This window comes from Achromobacter veterisilvae, assembly GCF_037619525.1.
In the GTDB taxonomy this organism is placed as follows: domain Bacteria; phylum Pseudomonadota; class Gammaproteobacteria; order Burkholderiales; family Burkholderiaceae_B; genus Achromobacter; species Achromobacter veterisilvae.
Map to the genome: position 1 here is coordinate 4,261,068 of NZ_CP148753.1, position 21,305 is coordinate 4,282,372.

Below are 21,305 nucleotides of genomic sequence, written 5' to 3' on the forward strand. Positions count from 1 at the left end.
GAGGGCTGCGGTGCTGCCGACCACGACCGCCGCCGTCTCCGTCCAGGCGCCCTTGCGCCTGTACCACGCGCGCGGCGGCGCGCCGGACCAGCCGCCCGCGGGCCCCGCGCTCTATGCCCGCCTGCGGCAACGCGGATTCAACGCCGTGTTGCTGCCGGCCCCCTGGCTGACAGGCCCCGACGGCGGCACGCGGGCGCCCCTTGACGCCGACCGCGCGCTCCAGGACGGGGCGCCGGTCCCCATCACGCAGTGGTTCTCGCGCACCGCCGAGGAGTTGTCCGAGCACGGACTGGCGCTGTATGTGGATATTGTGCTGGACCGTTGCGCGCGCGGCGCGGTCCCCGGCACCGCCGGCCCGGGCTGGTACCTGCCCCCGCCGCAGGATCCCGCGCTCGACCCGCGCCAGCCGGCGGAAGCGCGCCTGGTTCAATTCCTGCCGGAAGGGCCCCTGCCGCCCGGGTTCCTGGCGGCCTGGACCGCGCGGCTGGAGCGTTGGGCCGGCCATGGCGCGACGGGCTTCGCCTTCCATGCGCCGCAATCCCTGCGGGGCGAGGACTGGGCCGCGCTGGCGACGACGCTGCGGCGCCATCATCCGGGCTTGCGGCTGCTTGCCTGGGCGGCCGGACTCTCGCCCGCCGCGCTGGCCGGCCTGCGCGACGCCGGTTTCGACGGCCTGTTCTCGTCCCTGCCCTGGTGGGACTTCAAGGCCGAATGGCTGGCCGACGAAGACGCCCGGCTGCGCGCCATCGGGCCCGTGATCGCCTCGCCGCCAGGTTCTGGCCTTGCCGGCCCCGGGCCGGGCGCCCGCGGCAGGCGCGCCCTCTGGGCTGCGGCGCTGTGCGCGGACGGCCTGATGCTGGACGATGAGGACGAGCGCGCGCTGCCTGACGTGGAGGCCGTCAACCGCTGGTTCGCCGACGCGCGCCTGCAAGGGCCGCTGCGCCTGGCGGGCGGCCGGGACGGCCGCTGCACGGTGCTGTTGCGCGGCACCGCCGAAGGCGCCACGGCGGCGCTGGCCGTCAACCCCTCGGCCGGCGCCGAGGCCGAACTGGACTGGGACGCGCTGGCGCCGATGCTTCCCCCCGCCGATATCGTCCCGCTGGCGCCGCCGGTGGGCGACGCGCCGCCAGGCGAGGTCCTCGCGCCCGGGGACTGCGCCCTGTTCCTGCTCGAACCCACGCAGCCGGTGCGCGAACCGTCCCGGCGCCACCGCTCCCGCGCGGACGGCAGCGCGAGCCCGCGCATCGCGGTCGAGCGGGTCAGCCCCGCGGTGGACGGCGGCGCCTTCGCGGTCAAGTGCATTCCCCATGAACGCATCGCGGTCCAGGCGGACATCTACATGGACGGCCACGAACAGTTGGGAGCGGAATTGCGCTGGCGCGCGGCCGACGAAACGCGCTGGCGCGCCACGCCGCTGGTGCGAGGCGAAAACGACCGCTGGGAGGCCGCGTTCCGGCCGCGCCGCATCGGCGCCCACGAATTCATGGTCAGCGCCTGGCTGGACGCGTGGCAGACCTTCCGGCACGACCTCGAACTCAAGCACCAGGCCGGCCTCGATCTGCGCCTGGAAGTGCAGGAAGGCCTGCAACTGCTGCGCGATGCGCTGGCGCGGGCGGACGCGGCGTCCGCCGCCGACGCCGCGCCCGTGCGCGACGCGCTGGAGCGGCTCGGCGCGCCGGGCCCCGGCGAAGCCGAACCGCTGGCCGCGGAGCAGGTCGCGGTCCTGCTGGACGGAAAGCTCGCCCGCGCCATGCGCGCGCTCGACGACCGGCCGTTCGAGACCCTCGGCCCCCAGTCCTATCCGCTCTGGGTGGACCGCCGCCAGGCGTGCTTTTCAAGCTGGTACGAACTGTTTCCCCGCTCCCAGTCGCCGGAACCGGGACGGCACGGTACCTTCGGCGACGTCATCGCGCGCCTGCCCGACGTGCGCGCCATGGGGTTCGACGTGCTCTACCTGCCGCCCATCCATCCCATCGGCCAGCGCAACCGCAAGGGACGCAACAATAGCCTGCGCGCCGAGCCGGACGACGTCGGCAGCCCCTACGCCATCGGCGGCGCCGACGGCGGGCACGACGCGGTCGAGCCGCGGCTGGGCAGCCTGGAGGATTTCCTGGGACTGGTGGACGCGGCGCGCAACCATGGCATGGAAGTGGCGCTGGATTTCGCGATCCAGTGCTCGCCGGACCATCCCTGGCTGTCGCAGCATCCGGACTGGTTCTCGTGGCGCCCGGACGGTTCCCTGCGCTATGCCGAGAACCCGCCCAAGAAGTACGAGGACATCGTCAACGTCGCGTTCTATGGCGCCCCGCCCCGGCACGCCCGCAGGCTGGCCCTGTGGCGCGCGCTGCGCGACGTGGTGCTGTTCTGGGCCGGCCACGGCGTGCGCATTTTCCGGGTCGACAATCCGCACACCAAGCCCCTGCCTTTCTGGCAATGGCTGATCGCGGACGTCCATGCCCTGTACCCGGACGCGATCTTCCTGTCCGAAGCCTTCACGCGGCCGAAGATGATGTACCGGCTGGCCAAGATCGGCTTCACGCAGTCCTACACCTATTTCACCTGGCGCAACGGCAAGGCGGAGCTTGCCGCGTACCTGCGGGAGGTCTCGTCGCCGCCCGCGGCGGACTTCTTCCGTCCGCATTTCTTCGTCAATACGCCCGACATCAACCCCTACTTCCTGCAGACGTCCGGGCGGCCGGGCTTTTTGATCCGCGCCGCCCTGGCCGCGCTGGGATCCGGGCTCTGGGGCGCCTACAGCGGGTTCGAGCTGTGCGAGGCCGCGCCCCTGCCTGGCAAGGAGGAATACCTGGACTCCGAGAAGTACGAATTGCGCCAGCGCGACTGGCACGCGCCGGGCAACATCCGCGCCGAGATCGCCCGCCTGAACCAGATCCGCCGCGCCAATCCCGCGCTGCAGAGCCATCGCGGCCTGACCGTCGCGGACAGCGGCAACGACCGCGTGCTGGCGTTCTACAAGAGCACGCCCGGCCACGGCAACGTCGTGCTGGCGGCCATCAGCCTGGACCCGTTCCAGCCCCAGGAGGCGCGCATCGAGGCTCCGCTCTGGCTGTTCGGCCAGCCCGACACGGGCGGGATCGCCGCCGAAGACCTGCTGGCCGACAGCCGCGAGGACTGGCGGGGCAAGACCCGCGCCGTGACGCTGCACCCCGATCAACCCTATCGCGTGTGGCGCCTGTCGCTGCGCGGATGACAGCCCACTCTCTGCCATGATCAGCGAAACCCAGCCCCTCCAGGACGACGGCCTCTGGTACAAGGATGCGGTCATCTACCAGTTGCACGTCAAGTCCTTCTTCGACTCGAACGGCGACGGCGTCGGCGACCTGCCCGGCCTGGTGTCCAAGCTGGACTACATCGCCAACCTGGGCGTCAACACGATCTGGCTGCTGCCCTTCTACCCGTCGCCGCGCCGCGACGACGGCTACGACATCGCCGACTACCGCGGCGTGCATCCCGACTACGGCACCGTGGCGGACGTGCGCAAGCTGATCCGGGCGGCCCATGCGCGCGGCCTGCGCGTCATCACCGAACTGGTGGTGAACCACACCTCGGACCAGCACCCCTGGTTCCAGCGCGCGCGCGCCGCGAAGCCCGGGTCGGCGGCGCGCAATTTCTATGTCTGGTCCGACAACGACAAGGCCTACGCCGACACGCGCGTCATCTTCTGCGACACCGAGTCATCGAACTGGACCTGGGACCCCGTCGCCAACGCCTATTTCTGGCACCGCTTCTATTCCCATCAGCCGGACCTGAACTACGACAATCCGCAGGTGCTGAAGGAAGTGCTGTCCGTCATGCGGTACTGGCTGGACATGGGCGTGGACGGGCTGCGCCTGGACGCCGTGCCCTATCTGGTGGAGCGCGAGGGCACCAACAACGAGAACCTGCCCGAGACGCACCAGGTGCTCAAGCAGATCCGGGCGGTGATCGACGCCGAGTATCCGCAGTGCCTGCTGCTGGCCGAGGCCAACCAATGGCCGGAGGACGCGCAGGAGTACTTCGGCGCGGGCGACGAATGCCACATGTCGTTCCACTTCCCGCTGATGCCGCGCATGTACATGGCGATCGCGCAGGAGGACCGCTTCCCGATCACCGACATCATCCGGCAGACGCCGGACATCCCGGCCTCGTGCCAGTGGGCGATCTTCCTGCGCAACCACGATGAATTGACGCTGGAGATGGTGACCAGCCGCGAGCGCGACTACCTGTGGAACGTGTACGCGGCCGACCCGCGCGCCCGCATCAACCTGGGCATCCGCCGCCGGCTGGCCCCGCTGCTGGAGCGCGACCGCCGCCGGGTCGAACTGATGAACAGCCTGCTGCTGTCGATGCCCGGCACGCCGGTGCTTTACTACGGCGACGAACTGGGCATGGGCGACAACGTGCACCTCGGCGACCGGGACGGCGTGCGCACGCCGATGCAATGGTCGCCCGACCGCAACGGCGGGTTTTCGCGCGCGGATCCCGAGCGGCTGCCGCTGCCGGTGCTGATGGGGCCGCTGTACGGCTACGAGGCGGTCAACGTCGAGGCGCAGCAGCGCGATCCGCATTCGCTGCTGAACTGGACCCGCCGGCTGCTGGCCCAGCGCCGGCAGAGCCACGCGTTCGGACGCGGCGCGCTGCGCTTCATCTTCGCCGGCAACCGCAAGATCCTCGCCTACCTGCGGCAATGGCACGACACGACCATCCTGTGCGTGGCGAATCTTTCCAGCGCGGCGCAGCCGGTGGAGCTGCCGTTGCAGGAGTTCGCCGGCCGCGTGCCCGTCGAAATGCTGGGAGGCACGCCCTTCCCGGCCATCGGCGAACTGCCCTACCTGCTGACGCTGCCGCCCTATGCGTTCTACTGGATGGACCTGAGCGTGGACGCCGCGCCGCCGGACTGGCACGCCACCGCGCCCGCCCAGATGCCCGAGCTGGTCACGCTGGTGCTGCGCGCGCGCGGCGGCGCCGCGCTGACGGACGCCTCGCGCGAAACGCTGGAGCGCGAGATCCTGCCGCAGTACCTGGCGCGCCAGCGCTGGTATCCGGCCAGCGAGCCGCCCGCCCGCGCCCGCCTGGCCTACGCCACGCCGTTCCCGGACGCCGACGGCGAATACTACTGGGCCGAGGTCGAACCCGAGGACGGCGTCAGCGGCCTGCGTGCGCAGGCGCCCTTCGTGCTGGCCTGGGATGAAGCCGCCGCCATCCAGTACACCATCGCCCGGGTCCGCCGCGGCGCCGAGGTCGGCCTGCTGGCCGACGCCTTCCTGCAGCCCGGCTTCGTGCGCGGCGTCCTGAAGGCGCTGCGGGCCGGCACGGAACTGGACGGCCGCGGCGTCGGCAAGCCCGGCGACAAGCCCGGCGTCATCCGCTTCCTGCCGGAAGAAGGCCTGGCCGCCGTGGAGATCGCCGACGATGCCGAGTTGCAGTGGCTGACCGCCGAACAATCGAACAGTTCGGTCATCGCCGGCGGGCGGATCATCCTGAAACTGATACGCGCCGTGCGGGCCGGCGGGTCGCCCGAGGCGGAGATGACGCGCTACCTCACGCGCGCCGGCTACGCCAACGTTCCGGCGCTGCTGGGCGAAGTGCAGCGCGAGGACGCCGACGGCGTGATCCATACCCTGGCGATCGCTCATCGCTACGTTGCCAACGAAGGCGACGCGTGGAACTGGACGCTGGACACGCTCAAGCGGACCCTGGCCAATGCGCTGCTGGTCGGGCAGGACCCCGAGGAATTCGAACAAAGCCTGCAAGGCTACGCCGTCATGGCGGCGACGATAGGCGAACGCCTGGCCCAGATGCACGCGGTGCTGGCCCAGCCCACCGACGATCCCGCGTTCCGGCCGCGCCGCGCCACCCAGGCGGACGCCGACGCGCGGGCCCGCCACATCCAGCGCCTGCTGGACCGGGCGGAACAGGACCTGCGCGCGCGCTACGACAAACTCGAAGCCCCCTCCCGCGCCTGCGCCGAGTGGTACTTCGAGCACCGCGCCCGGCTGGCCGCGCGCGTGGCCGCCATGGCGCAGGCGGAATCCGGCGTCCTGTGCCTGCGCTCGCACGGCGACTTCCATCTGGGACAGGTGCTGGTGGCGCAGGCCGACGCCTACCTCATCGACTTCGAGGGGGAACCCGCCAGCGGCCTGCGGGCGCGCCGCGCCCTGGCGTCGCCCTACCGCGACGTCGCCGGCATGCTGCGCTCGTTCGATTACGCGGCCGCGTCCATCGGCCGCGCGGACGCCATGGGCGGCGCCTCGACGGACGCGAACGCCGGCGCCGGAGAGACGCCGGGCGCGCCAGCCGGGGCGGCAACCGCCGAACTGCGCGACGCGCTGCTGGCGCGCTTCCGGCTGCGCGCGGCCGAGGCCTTCCTGCAGGGCTACCGCGACGCCCGTCCCTCGGCCCTGATTCCGCCCGAGGACCGGGAGGCGGACCTGCTGGCGCTGGCCCAAGTGGAGAAGGCCGCCTACGAGGTGAGCTACGAAGCGGCCCACCGTCCGGACTGGATCTCCATTCCCCTGTGCGCCCTGACCGAACTGGCGCGCAATCTGCTGTTGTCGGCCGCGATCGACGCGGAAGGAAAATCGCCATGAACCAGGACGCCCGGACCGACTCCGCCGGCGCGCTCGACGCCGCCACGCTGGCCGCGCTGGCCGCGGGCCTGCACCGGGATCCGTTCGCCGTCCTGGGACCGCACGAGGGATGGCTGCGCGTCTATGCGCCCGGCGCGCTGGGCGTGGCTGCGCTGGACCCCGGCGGCGTCCGCGAGCCGCTGCGCGAACAGGCGCAGGGGCTGTATGTCGGCCAGGTGGCGCGGGCGCGTCCGGGCGACGGCGCCTCGTACCGGCTGGCCATCCAGTGGCCCGGCGCCGAACAGTTGACCGCGGACCCCTATGCCTTCGGCCCCCTGCTGGACGAGGCCACGCTGAACCAACTGGCCGAAGGCTCATGGCGCGCCGCGGACGAGGCGCTGGGCACGCGGCTGGCCGAGATCGACGGCGTGGCCGGCCTGCGCTGCGCCGTGTGGGCGCCCAATGCCAGGCGCGTCGCCGTGGTGGGCGACTTCAACGGCTGGGACGCCCGCCGCCACGGCATGCGCTTGCGCCACCGCGCGGGCGTCTGGGAGATCTTCATTCCCGGCGTCCAGGCCGGCGAACGCTACAAGTTCGCCGTGACCGGCGCCGACGGCCGCCAGCAACTGAAGGCCGACCCCATGGCGCGGCGCAGCGAAGCGCCGCCCGCCACGGCATCGGTCGTGGACGATCCCGCCCCGCACCCCTGGAAGGACAAGGCATGGATGCTAGAACGCCGCGAACGCCACTCTCCCGCCGCCCCGCTCTCCATCTACGAAGTGCACGCCGGCTCCTGGGCCGCGTCCGGCGAAGGCGCCTGCCTCTGGGACCGGCTGGCCGACAAGCTGCCCGCCTACGCGCGCGCCATGGGATTCAGCCATGTGGAACTCATGCCGGTCATGGAGTACCCGTTCGGCGGATCCTGGGGCTACCAGCCCCTGGGCATGTTCGCGCCCACCGCCCGATATGGGACGCCCGCCGCCTTCGCGCGCTTCGTCGACCGCTGCCACGGCGCCGGCATCGGCGTCATCCTGGACTGGGTGCCCGCGCACTTTCCCGATGACCCGCACGGCCTGGCCCGCTACGACGGCACCGCGCTGTACGAATACGAAGACCCGCGCGAAGGCTACCACCCGGACTGGCACACGCTGGTCTACAACCTGGGCCGCACCGAGGTCAAGGCGTTCATGATCGCCAGCGCGCTGCACTGGCTGCGCCGCTTCCACATCGACGGCCTGCGGGTGGATGCCGTGGCCTCCATGCTGTATCGCGACTACAGCCGCCAGCCCGGGCAATGGATCCCCAACCGCCATGGCGGCCGCGAGAACCTGGAGGCCGTGCAGTTCCTGCAGGAACTGAACGGCGCGGTGCGCGGCGAATTCCCCGACGCGATCATGGTGGCCGAGGAGTCCACCGCATGGCCGGGCGTGACCGCGCCGGTCGCCGACGGCGGGCTCGGCTTCCATTACAAGTGGAACATGGGCTGGATGCACGACACGCTGCGCTACCTGGCGCAGGACCCGGTGCACCGCAAGCATCACCACCACGACATCACTTTCGGCATGGTCTACGCATACAGCGAACGCTTCATCCTGCCGCTATCGCACGACGAGGTCGTGCACGGCAAGGGCTCGCTGCTGTCCAAGATGCCGGGCGACGCCGCGGCCCGGCTGGCCAATCTGCGCGCCTACCTGGGCTTCATGTGGGCGCACCCCGGCAAGAAGCTGCTCTTCATGGGCGGCGAACTGGCCCAGCCCTCCGAATGGAACCACGACGCCACGCTGGACTGGGACCTGCTCGACCGCCCCGGGCACCGCGGCATGCAGCGGCTGGTCGCGGACCTGAACGGCCTGTACCGCGGCCTGCCGGCCCTGCACGCGCTGGACGCCGATCCGGCGGGCTTTGCCTGGACCATTCTGGACGACGCCGACAACAGCGTGGTCGCGTTCGTCCGCCGCGGCGACGGCCAGCATCTGCTCGCCGTTTCGAATTTCACGCCCGTCGTCCGCCACGGCTACCGCATCGGCGTTCCGCTGGCGGGCCGCTGGACCGAGAAACTGAACACCGACGCCATGGACTACGGCGGCGGCGGCCAGGGCAACCGGGGCGGCGCCGGCACGGACGATATGCCCGCCCACGGCCAGCCCCAGTCCCTGTCCCTGACCCTGCCGCCGCTGGCCACCCTATTCCTGCTGCATGAAGGCTGAACGCATATGGACCCCACTCAATTGACGCGCATCCACGCCGGCCAACCCTATCCCCTGGGCGCGGTCAGCGACGGCCTGGGCGTGAATTTCGCCGTGTTTTCCGCCAACGCCACGCGGATCGAACTCTGCCTGTTCGACGCCAGGGGCCGCAAGGAACTGCGCCGCTTCGACCTGCCGGAATGCACCGACGAGATCTGGCACGGATACCTGCCCGACGCGCACCCGGGGCTGGTCTACGGCTTGCGCGCCCACGGCCCGCACGATCCGCGCAACGGCCACCGCTTCAATCCGCACAAGCTGCTGCTGGACCCCTATGCCAAACAACTGACGGGCCCGCTGCACTGGAGCGACGCGCTGTTCGGCTACCGCATGAACCACGCCCGCGCCGACCTGAGCATCGACCGCCGCGACAGCGCGCCCGCCATGCCCAAGGCGATCGTGCCGGAGGAAACGCCTTTCAACTGGGGCAACAGCAGATCGCCGGCCACGCCCTGGAGCGACACCATCGTCTATGAAGTCCACCTGCGCGGCGCGTCCATGCTGCGCGAAGACCTGCGGCCGCCGCTGCGCGGCACCTGCTCGGCCCTGGCCGATCCGCGCTTCATCGAGCACCTGCAGCGGCTGGGCGTGACCGCCATCGAACTGCTGCCGGTCCACGCCTTCCTGCAGGACCGCTTCCTGACCGAACGCGGATTGCGCAATTACTGGGGCTACAGCACGCTTTCCTATTTCGCGCCGGAACCCGCCTACCTGCAGCAGAATCCGAACGAACTGCGCCAGGCGATCCGCCGGCTGCACGCCGCGGGCATCGAAGTCATCCTCGACGTCGTCTACAACCACACCTGCGAAGGCAACGAGATGGGGCCCACGCTGTCCTGGCGCGGGCTCGACAACGCCAGCTACTACCGCCTGGTGCCGGGCGAGGAACGCCACTACATCAACGACACCGGCTGCGGCAACACCGTCAATCTCTCGCACCCTCGCGTGCTGCAGATGGTCACGGACTCGCTGCGCTACTGGGCCGCTTCCTACGGCGTGGATGGTTTCCGCTTCGACCTCGGCGTCACGCTGGGGCGGGAAGGCACCGGCTACGATCCCGGTTCGGGCTTCTTCGACGCCGTCCTGCAGGACCCCGTGCTGGCCCGGCTGAAGCTGATTTCCGAACCTTGGGACATCGGGCCGGACGGCTACCAGTTGGGCAACCATCCGCCCGGCTTCGCGGAATGGAACGACAAGTTCCGCGACGGCGCGCGCCGCTACTGGCGCGGGGACGAGGGCATGCGCGGCGAGATGGCGGCCCGCCTATGCGGATCGCGGGACCTGTTCGACCGCCGCCATCGCCGCCCCTGGGCAACGGTCAATTTCATCGCGTCCCATGACGGCTTCACGCTGGCCGACGTCGTCAGCTACGACGGCAGCCACAACGAGGCCAATGGCGAAGGCGGCAACGACGGCCACGGCGAGAACTACAGCCACAACTGGGGCGAGGAAGGCCCCACGCAGGACCCGGCCATCCTGGAGACGCGGACGCTGGCGCAGCGCGCCCTGCTCGCCTGCGTGTTCCTGTCGGACGGCACGCCCATGCTGCTGGCCGGAGACGAATTCGGCAACAGCCAGGAAGGCAACAACAATGCCTATTGCCAGGACAACCCGGTGTCGTGGCTGGACTGGACCCAGGCCCAGGGCGACGCGGGCCGGGAACTGAGCCGCTACGCGGCCCGCCTGATCGCGCTGCGCCGCGCCCATCCCAGCGTGCGCGCGGCCCGCTACGGCGACGCGAACCGGGAAGTCTGTCCGGGCGTTGCCGCCATGGCCTGGTTCGACGCCGCCGGCTCGCCGATGGACGAGGCCGCCTGGGCCTCGGACCAGGAACGCGTGCTGGCCTTGCGCCGCGCCGCCCCGCGCGAAGACGGCAGCGCCGACGTCACCCTGCTGATGCTGAACCCGGGCGATGAGGCCGTTTCCTTCCAGTTGCCCGGGCCGGCCCTCGCCTGGATCCGCGAACTGGATTCGGCCACCCTGGCGCCGGCCGCCCCGCTGGCCGAATCCGCCGTCACCGTGGCCGCGCACAGCGTGCTGCTGCTGGCCGCGGCGCACGTGCCCGGAGGCGCGCCATGACCCAGGCCTGCTCCTTCGGCGCCGTTCCGCTGGCCAGCGGCGTCACGCGCTTTCGCCTGTGGGCGCCGTCCGCGCCCGACGGGCTGGCCCTGGAAGTCGAGGGCCACCCTCCCATCGCGATGCGCCCCGGCCCGGACGGGTTCGCGCAGGCCGACGTCGATTGCCCGCCGGGCGCCCGCTACCATTACCGGCTCGATGCCGAGACCGTCGCGCCCGATCCCGCCTCCCGGCTGCAGGACGGCGACGTGCACGGCGACAGCATCGTGGCCGCGCCGGACGCCTATCCGTGGCGCCACCCGGACTGGCCCGGCCGCCCCTGGGAGGAAAGCGTGGTCTATGAAACCCACGCCGGCCTGGAAGGCGGCTATGCGGGATTGGAGGCCCGGCTGCCCGAACTGGCGGCCCTGGGCATCACCCTGCTCGAACTCATGCCCATCGCCGATTTCCCGGGGCCGCGCAACTGGGGCTACGACGGCGTGCTGCCCTATGCGCCGGACACGGCCTACGGCACGCCCGACGAATTGAAGCGCCTGATCGACACCGCGCACGGGCTGGGCATGGGCGTGATGCTGGACGTGGTCTACAACCATTTCGGTCCGGACGGCAACTATCTGCCGCGCTACGCGGCGCCTTTCTTCCGGCAGGACGTCCGCACGCCCTGGGGCGACGCCATCGACTTCCGCCAGGCGGCGGTCAGCCAGTTCTTCAAGGACAACGCGGTGTACTGGCTGACCGAATACCGCTTCGACGGCCTGCGGCTCGACGCCGTCCACGCGATCGCGGGACACGAATGGCTGCGCGAACTGGCGCGCGACGTGCGCGGACGCGTTCCGCCGGGGCGCCGCGTGCACCTGGTCCTGGAGAACGACGACAACCGCGCGAGCCTGCTGCAAGGCGACTACGATGCGCAATGGAACGACGACGCCCATCACGTGCTGCACGTCCTGCTGACCGGCGAGGCCCAGGGCTATTACGCCGACTACGCCGACCGGCCGGCGCAGGCCCTGGCGCGCTGCCTGGCCGAGGGCTGGCTGTACCAGGGCCAGCCCTCGCGGTATCGCGGCGGACAGGTCCGCGGCGAACCCAGCGGCGGACTGCCGCCCACCGCTTTCGTGCTGTTCCTGCAGAACCACGACCAGACGGGAAACCGCGCCCGCGGCGAACGCCTGGCCGCCCTGGTGGACGAGCCCGCCCGGCTGCGCGCCGCGGTGGCGCTGCAACTGCTGGCCCCGCAGATTCCGCTGATCTTCATAGGCGAGGAGCGCGGTTCGCGCACGCCCTTCCTCTATTTCACCAGCCATGCCGACCCCGCCCTGGCCCAGGCGGTGCGCGACGGCCGGCGGCGCGAGTTCTCGGCCTTCGCGGCATTCTCCGGCGATGGCGCGCAAGCCCTCCCGCCCGACCCCAACGATCCCGCCGCCTGCCTGGCGAGCCGGCCCCGCGCGGCGGGCGACGACGCGCAGGCATGGATGCGCGACTATGCCGCCCTGCTGCAATTGCGCGCCCGTCTCATCGCGCCCAGGCTGGCCGGCGCGACCAGCCTGGGCGCCGCCGCCATCGGCGGACACGGCGTCTTCGCCCGCTGGCGGCTCGCGGACGGCGCGCGGCTGGCGGTCTACGCCAATCTCGGGCCGCAACGCCAGCCCGTGCCCGCCCCGTTGCGGGCGGGCGAGGACGTGTACGGCACGCTGCTGTTCGAGTCCCAGGCCGGCGGCCGCGACGCGCTGGCCTTGGGCGAGCTTTGCGGCGACACCGCCGTATGGCTGCTGGAGGAACCCGCATGAGCCCGGCCGGCGCGAACGATCCCGGCCTGCCGGAGCTGGCGGCCATGGCGGGCATCGCGGAATACTGGACCGACGCGCGCCGGCGTCCACAGCGCGTCTCCGCCGATACCTTGCGGGCGCTGCTGACCAGCCTGGGCCTGCCCGCCGCCAGCGCGAGCGACGTCCGCGAGAGCGCGCAGCGCCTGGCCGAAGACGCCGCCCGGCTCCCGCCCCTGCTCGCGGCGCGCGGCGGCGCGTCCCTGGCGCTGCCGTCCTCAGCGCGCGGCCCCTGCCGGATCCATTGCGAATCGGGCCGCGTCGTCGAAGGCCGCGTCGTTCCGGCGCAAGCCGGCCCTGTCCTCGCCGTGCCCGACGAGCCCGGCTACCACGCGCTTTCCTTTGCCGGCGGCCAGACCGCCGTGCTGGCCGTCGCGCCCCGGCAGGCGCCCAGCCTCGCGGAATTGACCGGACAGGCCGGCGCGCGCTGCTGGGGACTGTGCGCGCAGGTCTACAGCCTGAGACGGGGGCCCGGCGCCGGCGCCCTGGGCGCCGAAGACGACTTCGGGGATTTCGGCGCGCTGCGCCAACTGGCCGTCCTGGCCGCCGAACATGGCGCGGACGCGCTGGCCATCAGCCCGGTGCATGCCATGTACGCCTCGCAGCCCGGCCGCTGCAGCCCCTACTCCCCGTCCAGCCGGCTGTTCCTGAACCCCCTGTATGCGAATCCGGCCGCGGTCCTGGGCGCGGCGGCGCTGCGCCGGGCCCAGGTCGAAGAACCCGGCGGCCCGGACGGCGCGGCCTGCATCGACTGGCCGCGCGCGGGCGCGCGGCGCCAGCGCCTGCTTCGCGCGCTGCACCGGCAGTTCCGCGCCTCGGCGCCCGCCGACCTGCGCCAGCGCTACGCCCGGTTCTGCGCCCAGCAGGGCCAGGCCCTGCGGGACCACGCCGTGTTCGAATCCCTGCATGCCGCGCGCGGCGCGCAGGCGCCCTGGACCCAATGGCCCGCGCAATGGCGCGACCCGGAGTCGGCCTGTGTCAGGCGCTATGCCCGCATGCACGCCATCGAGGTGGACTTCCACCAGTTCGCCCAGTGGCTCGCGGCCGAAAGCCTGGCCCTCGCGCACGCCGCGGGACGCGAGGCGGGAATGCGGGTGGGCCTGATCGCGGACCTGGCCGTGGGCGACAGCCCGGACGGCAGCCACGCCTGGGGACGCCAGGCGGACCTGTTGCCGCGCGTCGCGATCGGCGCGCCGCCCGACATCCACAATCCGCTGGGGCAGAATTGGGGCTTGACCGCTTTTTCGCCGCGCGCGGTCGCCGCCTCGGGATACGCCGCCTTCATCGACATGCTGCGCGCGACGCTGGCGCACGCGGGCGGCCTGCGCATCGACCACATCCTGGGCATGGCGCGGCTGTGGCTGGTGCCGGAAGGCGCGCCGCCGACCGAAGGCGCCTACCTGCGCTATCCGTTGCGGACCCTGCTTGCGCTGACGGCGCTGGAGGCGTGGCGCCACCGCGCCCTCGTCATCGGCGAGAACCTCGGCACGGTGCCCGACGGATTCGACCAGGAACTCGCGGACCACGGCGTCCTGGGCATGAACGTGCTGTGGTTCATGCGGCGGGCGCCGGACCCCGTGCCCGCCGATACCGCGGATCCGGCGCCCGGGCCGCCCTCCGCCTTCGCCGCAGCGCGGGACTGGCCGCCCGGGTCCGCCGCCATGACGACCACGCACGACCTGCCCACGCTGCGCGGCTGGTGGACCGGCCGCGACATCGATTGGCGGGTCAAGCTCGGCCTGCTGGGCCCGGACGACAGCGAAGAGACGCTGCGGCGCGGCCGCGCGGCCGACCGCGTGCTGCTGTCGCAAGCCATGGGCGGTCCGGCCGCGGCGCCGCCCTCGGAACCGCCGCTGGCGGACCTGCTGCGCTTCGTGTCCGCCACGCCCTGCCCGCTGCTGCTGGTGCCGATGGAAGACCTGGCCGGCGCGCTGGACCAGCCGAACCTGCCCGGCACGATAGACGTGCACCCGAACTGGCGCCAGCGCCTGCCCCTGGACAACCCCGCCTGCTTTGCCGACCCGGCCGCGCGCCTGCGGCTGGACGCGATGCGCGGCGGCCGGGGCCGGCCATGAGCCCGCCGGGCCGCCCCAAGGGCGAATACCGGAATGCGCGGCAGGAAGGCCATCGAGCCGGCCCGCCCCGCGCCACGGCCCGGCTGCAACTGCATGCCGGCTTCACGCTGGACGACGCGCGCGACCGCGTGGACTACTACGCGGACCTGGGCGTCAGCCATCTCTATCTGTCGCCCATCACCCGCGCCCGGCCCGGCTCCACGCATGGCTACGACGTGATCGACCACGCCGCCGTCAATCCCGAACTGGGCGGCGAGCCCGCCTTGCGGCGCCTGGCGCAAGCGGCGCGGCGGCGCGGCCTGGGGCTGATCGCGGACATCGTCCCCAACCACATGGCCGCGCATCCGGCCAATCCGTGGTGGCGCGACGTGCTGGCGCTGGGCGAGGCCAGCGCCTACTCCCGGCACTTCGACATCGACTGGCAGACGCCCGACCCCGCGCTGCGGGGCAAGGTGCTGCTGCCGGTGCTGGCCGGCCCCTATGGCGATTGCCTGGCGCGCGGCGATCTCCGGCTGCGCCGCGACCCCGATAGCGGCGAACTCGAGCTGGAAGCGCCGGGCGGACGCTATCCCGTCGCGCCGCCGTCGATACCGCGCGGGATCGACCCGCGGGCGCTCGCGCGTCTTTACGATCCCGGCGAGGAAAGCGGCCGGGAGCGCCTGCACCGCCTGCTGGAGCGGCAACACTACCGGCTGGCCTGGTGGCGCACCGCGCCCGACCAGATCAACTGGCGCCGCTTCTTCGAGATCAGCGAGCTCGTGGGCGTGCGGGTCGAGGACGAAGCCGTCTTCGACGCGGTCCATGCGCTGATCCTGCGGCTGTACGCCGAAGGCATCCTGGACGGCCTGAGGATCGACCACATCGACGGACTGGCCGCGCCGGGCGCCTACCTGCGCCGCCTGAACCAGCGCCTGGCCCAGGCATGCGCCGGCCGTCCGCCCGCTTGCGCGCAGCCGCGGGCCTATCTGGTGGTGGAGAAGATCCTGGCGCCCGGCGAAGCGCCGGACCCGCGCTGGCAAATCGACGGCACGACCGGCTACGACTTCATGGACCAGGCCGGCGCGCTGCTGCATGCGCCCGCCGCCGAAGCCCCCCTGCGCGCGTTCTGGCAGGCCCTGACCGGCGACATGCGCCCGCCGCGGGAACAGTTGGAGGCGGCCCGCCGGCGCATGCTTGCGCGGCATTTTCCGTCGGAACGGCTGGCGCTGGTGCGCAGCCTGGAGCGCATCGCGCGGCTGGACGGGCACACCCGCGACTGGAGCGCGAACGCCATCGACCGCGCGCTGTCCGCCATGCTGGCCGCTTTTCCCGTCTATCGCACCTATGCCGAGGACGGCGGGCGCGGCGAGGCCGACCGCCAGGTGTGCCGCGAGGCCTTGCGGCGCGCGGCGGTCTTGCTGGACGCCCGCCCCGGCACGGCGGACGCGGCGCTGCTCGCGCAACTGGACCGATGGCTGGACGGCTCGGAGGTGCCCGGGCTCGACGCGCCCGCCCGCGCCGAACGCGACCAGGCGCTGCGCCGCTTCCAGCAATTGACGCCGCCCCTGGCCGCCAAGTCGCTGGAAGATACGCTGCTGTACCGCTACGGGCCGCTGTTGTCGCGCAACGAGGTCGGCGCCAGCGCCGACGCCTTCGCGCTGGCGCCGGCCGCCTTCCGCGCGCTGGTCGACGCGCGCGCCCGCGCGCATCCGCACGCCATGCTCGCCACCGCCACGCACGACCACAAGCGCGGCGAAGACGCCAGGGCCCGGCTGGCCGTCCTGAGCGAAATGCCGCAGCGATGGCGGGACACCGCGCAGCGCTGGATCCAGGCGCTGCCCGCCGGCGAGGCGCCCACGCTGGCCGACCGCTACCTGCTGGTGCAGACGCTGGTCGGAGCGTGGCCGGCCGACTGGGACGCGAGCCGCGGCGCGCAGCCCGGCGACGAGGCCGCGCATTGGCTGGAACGCGTCGCGCAGTGGCAGTTGAAGGCCTTGCGCGAAGCGAAACTGCACACCTCCTGGACCGATCCGGATCCCGTCTACGAAGACGCGGCCCGGGGCGCGCTCGGCTTCCTGCTGGCCGATCCGCGAGGCCGCGAACTGCTGGGCGAGATCGCCGGGTTCGCGTTCGAACTGGCGCCGGCGGGCCTGGTCAACAGCCTGACCCAGACGCTGCTGCGCAACACGCTGCCGGGCGTCCCGGACCTGTACCAGGGCACGGAGCTATGGGATTTCAGCCTGGTCGATCCCGACAACCGCCGTCCGGTCGATTATGCGCGGCGCGAATCGCTGCTGGCCGAGGCGCGCGGCGCCGCGCCCATCGACCTGTCGGAGTCCGCCTGGCGCGGCGGCTCGGTCAAGCTGACGCTGATCCAGCGGCTGCTGGCGGCCAGGGCGCGCCTGCCGGCGCTGTTCGCCCAGGGCGGATGCGCCGCCGTGCCGGCCGAAGGCCCGCGGGCGGAACAGGTGCTTGCCTGGCTGCGCCAGCACGAGGGCCAGAATGCCCTGATCGTCGCGCCGCACCTGTGCGCGCTGCGGCTGGACGGCTATGCCCGCGGCCGGTCCGCGCAGGCGCGCGGCCATTGGGCGGACACGGCGCTGCGGCTGCCCCCGGCGGCGGCCGGCGGCGCCTGGCACGACGCGCTGGACGGCCGCCGGCTGAGGCCGCTGGCCGACGGCCGCCTGCCGCTGGCCGAGATCCTGCGCGACATGCCCGTCGCGCTGTGCCTGTCCGTCCGGAACTGACCGTCCGGCATGCAAAAGGCCCTGCCCGCGTCCCGGAGCGGGCGCGGGCAGGGCCGGCAAGACCGCGATTCCGCCCTGGGCCGGGAACGCGGTCCAGGGCGTCAGCGCGGCATCTTGCTTTGCTGCCCCGGCGCATGGCCTTGCTGCTGGCGATCCTTGTCGACCTGCTGGCCAGGCTGGCCGGATTGCTGCCCCGGCTGCTTGCGGTCCTTGGGATCCTCCTGGGCCTGCTGTTTCTGGGGCTGCTTCTGCTGATCGGGCTGGTTCTGAGTGGACATTGCAAATCTCCTGGTAAGCGGACACACTCCGCTGGACTACCAAGAGCAACCCGCGTGCCCAAACCCGCGCCGGGCAATGGCCGGCGGCACGGATGTGGGGACGGAGGAGATCGCGGGCGGAATCGGTAAAGGCCGGATCCGCCCGGTAAATTCTGCGCTGCCGCGGCCGCCCTACTGGGCGGTCACGTGGCGGGCGCGGCGCAATGGCGCGGCATCCTGCTTGACGTCTTCGTACACGTCCAGCCAAGACGAGGCATACGGCGTGGGCGCGGCCATGGCGTCGCCGCGGTCGCGCTGCGTGCGCAGGCGCATCATCAGCTCGTCCAGCGGCATCGGGCGGCCCAGCGCGAAACCTTGTCCGTAGCGGCAGCCCGCGGCGCGCAGCGCGGGAATGTCCGCCATGTTCTCGACCCCTTCCGCCACTACGCGGCGGCCGAGCCGGTTCGCCAGTTCGGCGGCGGTGCGCAGCACTTCGAACGCCACGGCGCTGCGGCGCATGCGGGTGACGAAGTACTGGTCGATCTTCACTTCGGACAATGGGATGGCGGACAGCAGTTTCAAGGACGCGTGCCCGGTGCCGAAATCGTCCAGGCTGACTTCGCAGCCGGCGTTCTCCAGTTTCAGGAGCGAGGCCCGCAGCACGTCCAGTTCGCGGATGGGCTGGTCCTCGGTCAGTTCCACGCGCACCAGGGACGCCGGCAATTCCGCGGCGTGGATGCGCCCGAGCAGGAAGTCCACCGCGCGTTCGTCCGACAACGTGGACGCGGGCGCGTTGATGGCGACGGGCACCGCGATGCCGGCGCGCCGCAAGCCGAGCAGCATGTCGATCACCCGCAGGCAGACGCGTTCGAAAAGGATGCTGTCCAGGCCCAGCCGGTTGACGGCGGGGATGAATTCGCCGGGCATGATGATGCCCAGCCGGGGATGCTGCCAGCGCGCCAGCGCCTCGGCGGATACGATCCTGCCGGTCAGCAGGTCCACCTGCGGCTGCAACAGCATGCGCAGGCCATCCTTGCCTGTAATCATGGCGGCGATCTCGTCGTCGCTTGCCACCGAGCTTGCGGAAGCCTCGTGATTCGACATCATGCCGACCCTCCTTGAGCGCCTCTGGGCAAAGCCTGCGCTGTCCGGGCGCAGAAAAGGCACATTGGACGTGAGCATTCCCAGCTATAAGGTTTTTTGTATGCGATTTCGCGCAATTGTTCCAGGCAAATTTGCGGGTTTGACGCGGTAAAGTCACACAGATGTAACCATGCGTATTGGCCCCCGCGCAACAGGGGAATATCCGGCCCCGTGGACGGACCGCATCGCGGCGTCTTGTCGACATGGTAGGGTTTGCGTCTTCCGCCCGCCGGGCGCTTTTCTGCCGTTCTCTTTCCGCGTGACGAATCTGCTTTCCCGCTGGCGCGCCTCCGCGCGCCACGTCCTGTGGCTGGACGCCCTGCAAGCCGCCGCCATCAGCGCGGCGCCGGTCATCCTGGCGGCGCTGGCGCACGAGCCCCGCCTGGGCTGGACCGCCATCGCCGCGTTCTGGGCCTGCTTCGGCGATCCCGGCGGGCCGCTGCGCCAGCGCGCCGGCGCCATGCTCGCGCTGGGCCTGATCGGCGCGCTCTTCTGCTTCCTGGCCAGCGCCAGCGCCGGTCATCTTTGGTTGCTATTGCCCCTGACCTTTCTGTGCTGCACTTTCGGCGGCCTGTTGCGCGTGCTGGGGCCGGCCGCCGCCATCGTCGGCACCTTGCTGTCGGCCGGCTTCGTCGTCGCGGCCGAACTCCCCGCGCCCACGCTCGCGGACAGCCTGTCCTATACCCTGTTCTTCCTCGCGGGCGCGGTCTGGGCCATCCTGATGACGGCCCTGGTCTGGCGGCGCCGCCCCTGGAAGGACGCGACGCTCGCCGTCGCGCATTGCTACCGGGGCCTGGCGGACTTCGCCGCGGCGCTGGCCCATCTGTACTCGGGCCTTGCGCCCGCCGCCGGCCCCCAGGCCTGGAGCGCCGTCACGCGGCCGCGGCGCAGCGCCCAGCGCGCCGCCCTGGAAGCCGCCCGGACGCGCATCCGCGAAGTGCAGGACACCCGCCCTTCCCGCCGCGCCCGCGCGCACCAGTTGCTGTACCTGCTGGACAGCGCGGAAGACAGCTTCATCGCCCTGGTGGCGGCGGCCGACCTGCTGGAATCGAACGCGCCGCGCTGGCTCGGCCGCGGCGCGGGCGCGCATCTGTCGCACGCGCTGCACCGCTATGCCGCCGTGTGCAACGCCATCGCCAGCACGTCCGACGTCAACGATGCCCGCCAGGCCGAATGCCTGCGCGAACGCCTGGCGCACTACGGCGCGGGCCTGCGCGAACTGCGCGGCAGCGCCCTGGCCCACGCGCCCGACCTCGCCAGCATGGCCCCGGTGCTGGACCGCCTGCAGCAGACCGCGCAGTCCGTCGCGCAATCGTTGTTCGACCATGGCGGCGCGCCCGCCGCGCCCGCCCGCGACCGCCTGGCGGAAAACCGCGCGCGCGGCGCCTGGCGCAGCCTGCGCCAGAACCTGCGCTTCGAGTCCGACGCCTTCCGCCACGCCTTGCGGGTGGGCGTCGGCGCCACCATCGCCGTCGCGCTGTCGAAGACCTTTGCCGTCAACCACGGCTACTGGATGTCCCTGACGCTGGTCTTCATCCTGCAACCCTACTTCGCCATCACCTGGCAGCGCACCCTGGAGCGCGTCGCCGGCAGCGTGGCCGGCGCCATCGGCGCGTCCCTGCTGGGCCTGTTGCTCAGCACGCCCTTGTCCGTGGCGCTGGCCGTGCTGCCGATCGCCCTGGGCACCTTCGCCGCCCGCACCATCCACTATGCGCTGTTCACCTTCTTCCTGACGTCCCAGTTCGTGCTGGTCAGCCACATCCAGCAGCCGGAGATCTACGAGCCCACGCTGGCCGCGCTGCGCGCCTTCAACAGCGTGCTGGGCGGCATCCTGGCGCTGCTGGTGGGCGTTCTGGTCTGGCCCGAGAAAGAGCCCCGCCAACTGGCCGGGGCGCTGGCGCGCGCGCTGGAGCGCCACGCCGACTATGCGCGGGCCCTGATCCTGCGCAAGGCCGGCGGCGGCGCGGCCCAGGACGTCGTGGGCCTGCGCCGCGAGGCCTGCCTGTCGGCCGACAACGCCGAGGCGTCCCTCCAGCGGCTGCAACAGAATCCGGTGCACCGGGACCGCAACGTCGATACGGCGGTCGGCCTGCTCAACGCCATGCGGCGCATCACCGCGGCCGGCACGGTGCTGGAGATCCAGCCGCCGCTGTCCGCGGATACGCCCGAGGCGGCCGCGCTGCGCGACTACGGGCAGGTCTTGGCGGGCGCGCTGCATCCGCGGGCGTCGACGCCCGCGCCCGGCCCGCGCCAACTGGCGCTGCCCGCGGCCATCGGCCAGGCCAGCCCCGACCTGGCCGGCCCCCTGGACCGCATCGCGCAGCAGGCGCGCCAGATCCGGCAACTGCGCGAGCGCGTGGAACGCGCGCCGCCCGCGCAATAAGCCCCGC

The 21,305-nt window shown here is 72.1% G+C and carries 10 protein-coding genes; 8 read left to right on the plus strand and 2 right to left on the minus strand.

Going from position 1 to position 21,305, the window contains the following annotated elements:
- Positions 1-13 precede the first annotated feature (13 nt).
- Genes WHX56_RS19815 through treY form a run of 7 tightly spaced genes read left to right on the plus strand, consistent with a single transcriptional unit; the run spans position 14 to position 17,515 of the window.
- Positions 14-3,211 carry an alpha-1,4-glucan--maltose-1-phosphate maltosyltransferase gene (locus WHX56_RS19815; protein WP_338881808.1) on the plus strand — a complete coding sequence of 1,066 codons (3,198 nt, stop codon included), beginning with the start codon at positions 14-16 and terminating at the stop codon, positions 3,209-3,211.
- A gap of 16 nt (positions 3,212-3,227) precedes the next feature.
- The gene (treS, locus tag WHX56_RS19820) at positions 3,228-6,590 is read left to right on the plus strand and encodes a maltose alpha-D-glucosyltransferase (RefSeq protein WP_338878754.1); all 3,363 of its coding nucleotides are present in this window, start codon (positions 3,228-3,230) and stop codon (positions 6,588-6,590) included.
- Positions 6,587-8,776, plus strand: a complete 2,190-nt coding sequence (gene glgB, locus WHX56_RS19825; RefSeq protein ID WP_338878755.1) for a 1,4-alpha-glucan branching protein GlgB — start codon at positions 6,587-6,589, stop codon at positions 8,774-8,776. Before treS ends, glgB begins: the two co-directional genes overlap by 4 nt.
- A gap of 6 nt (positions 8,777-8,782) precedes the next feature.
- A complete protein-coding gene (gene glgX, locus WHX56_RS19830) occupies positions 8,783-10,894 on the plus strand; it encodes a glycogen debranching protein GlgX (protein WP_338878756.1) in 2,112 nt (703 codons plus the stop codon).
- Positions 10,891-12,678, plus strand: a complete 1,788-nt coding sequence (treZ, locus tag WHX56_RS19835; protein WP_338878757.1) for a malto-oligosyltrehalose trehalohydrolase — start codon at positions 10,891-10,893, stop codon at positions 12,676-12,678. The genes glgX and treZ overlap by 4 nt, the downstream gene beginning before the upstream one ends.
- Complete coding sequence (gene malQ / locus WHX56_RS19840; RefSeq protein WP_338878758.1) at positions 12,675-14,789, plus strand: 4-alpha-glucanotransferase; 2,115 nt, start codon at positions 12,675-12,677, stop codon at positions 14,787-14,789. Before treZ ends, malQ begins: the two co-directional genes overlap by 4 nt.
- A complete protein-coding gene (treY, locus tag WHX56_RS19845; protein ID WP_338878759.1) occupies positions 14,786-17,515 on the plus strand; it encodes a malto-oligosyltrehalose synthase in 2,730 nt (909 codons plus the stop codon). The genes malQ and treY overlap by 4 nt, the downstream gene beginning before the upstream one ends.
- 101 nt (positions 17,516-17,616) lie before the next feature.
- Here the strand turns inward: treY and WHX56_RS19850 are convergent, their stop codons facing one another.
- Together WHX56_RS19850 and WHX56_RS19855 are read right to left on the minus strand one after the other, a co-directional pair.
- Positions 17,617-17,793 (minus strand): hypothetical protein, encoded by a 177-nt coding sequence (locus tag WHX56_RS19850; protein ID WP_165360311.1) that lies wholly within the window; start codon positions 17,791-17,793, stop codon positions 17,617-17,619.
- Between the two features lie 171 nt (positions 17,794-17,964).
- Positions 17,965-18,879, minus strand: coding sequence for an EAL domain-containing protein (locus tag WHX56_RS19855; RefSeq protein WP_287754701.1), 915 nt, complete (start codon positions 18,877-18,879; stop codon positions 17,965-17,967).
- A gap of 295 nt (positions 18,880-19,174) precedes the next feature.
- On the opposite strand from WHX56_RS19855, the gene WHX56_RS19860 reads away from it, so the two are divergent.
- Positions 19,175-21,298 (plus strand): FUSC family protein, encoded by a 2,124-nt coding sequence (locus tag WHX56_RS19860; protein WP_338878760.1) that lies wholly within the window; start codon positions 19,175-19,177, stop codon positions 21,296-21,298.
- Positions 21,299-21,305 lie beyond the last annotated feature (7 nt).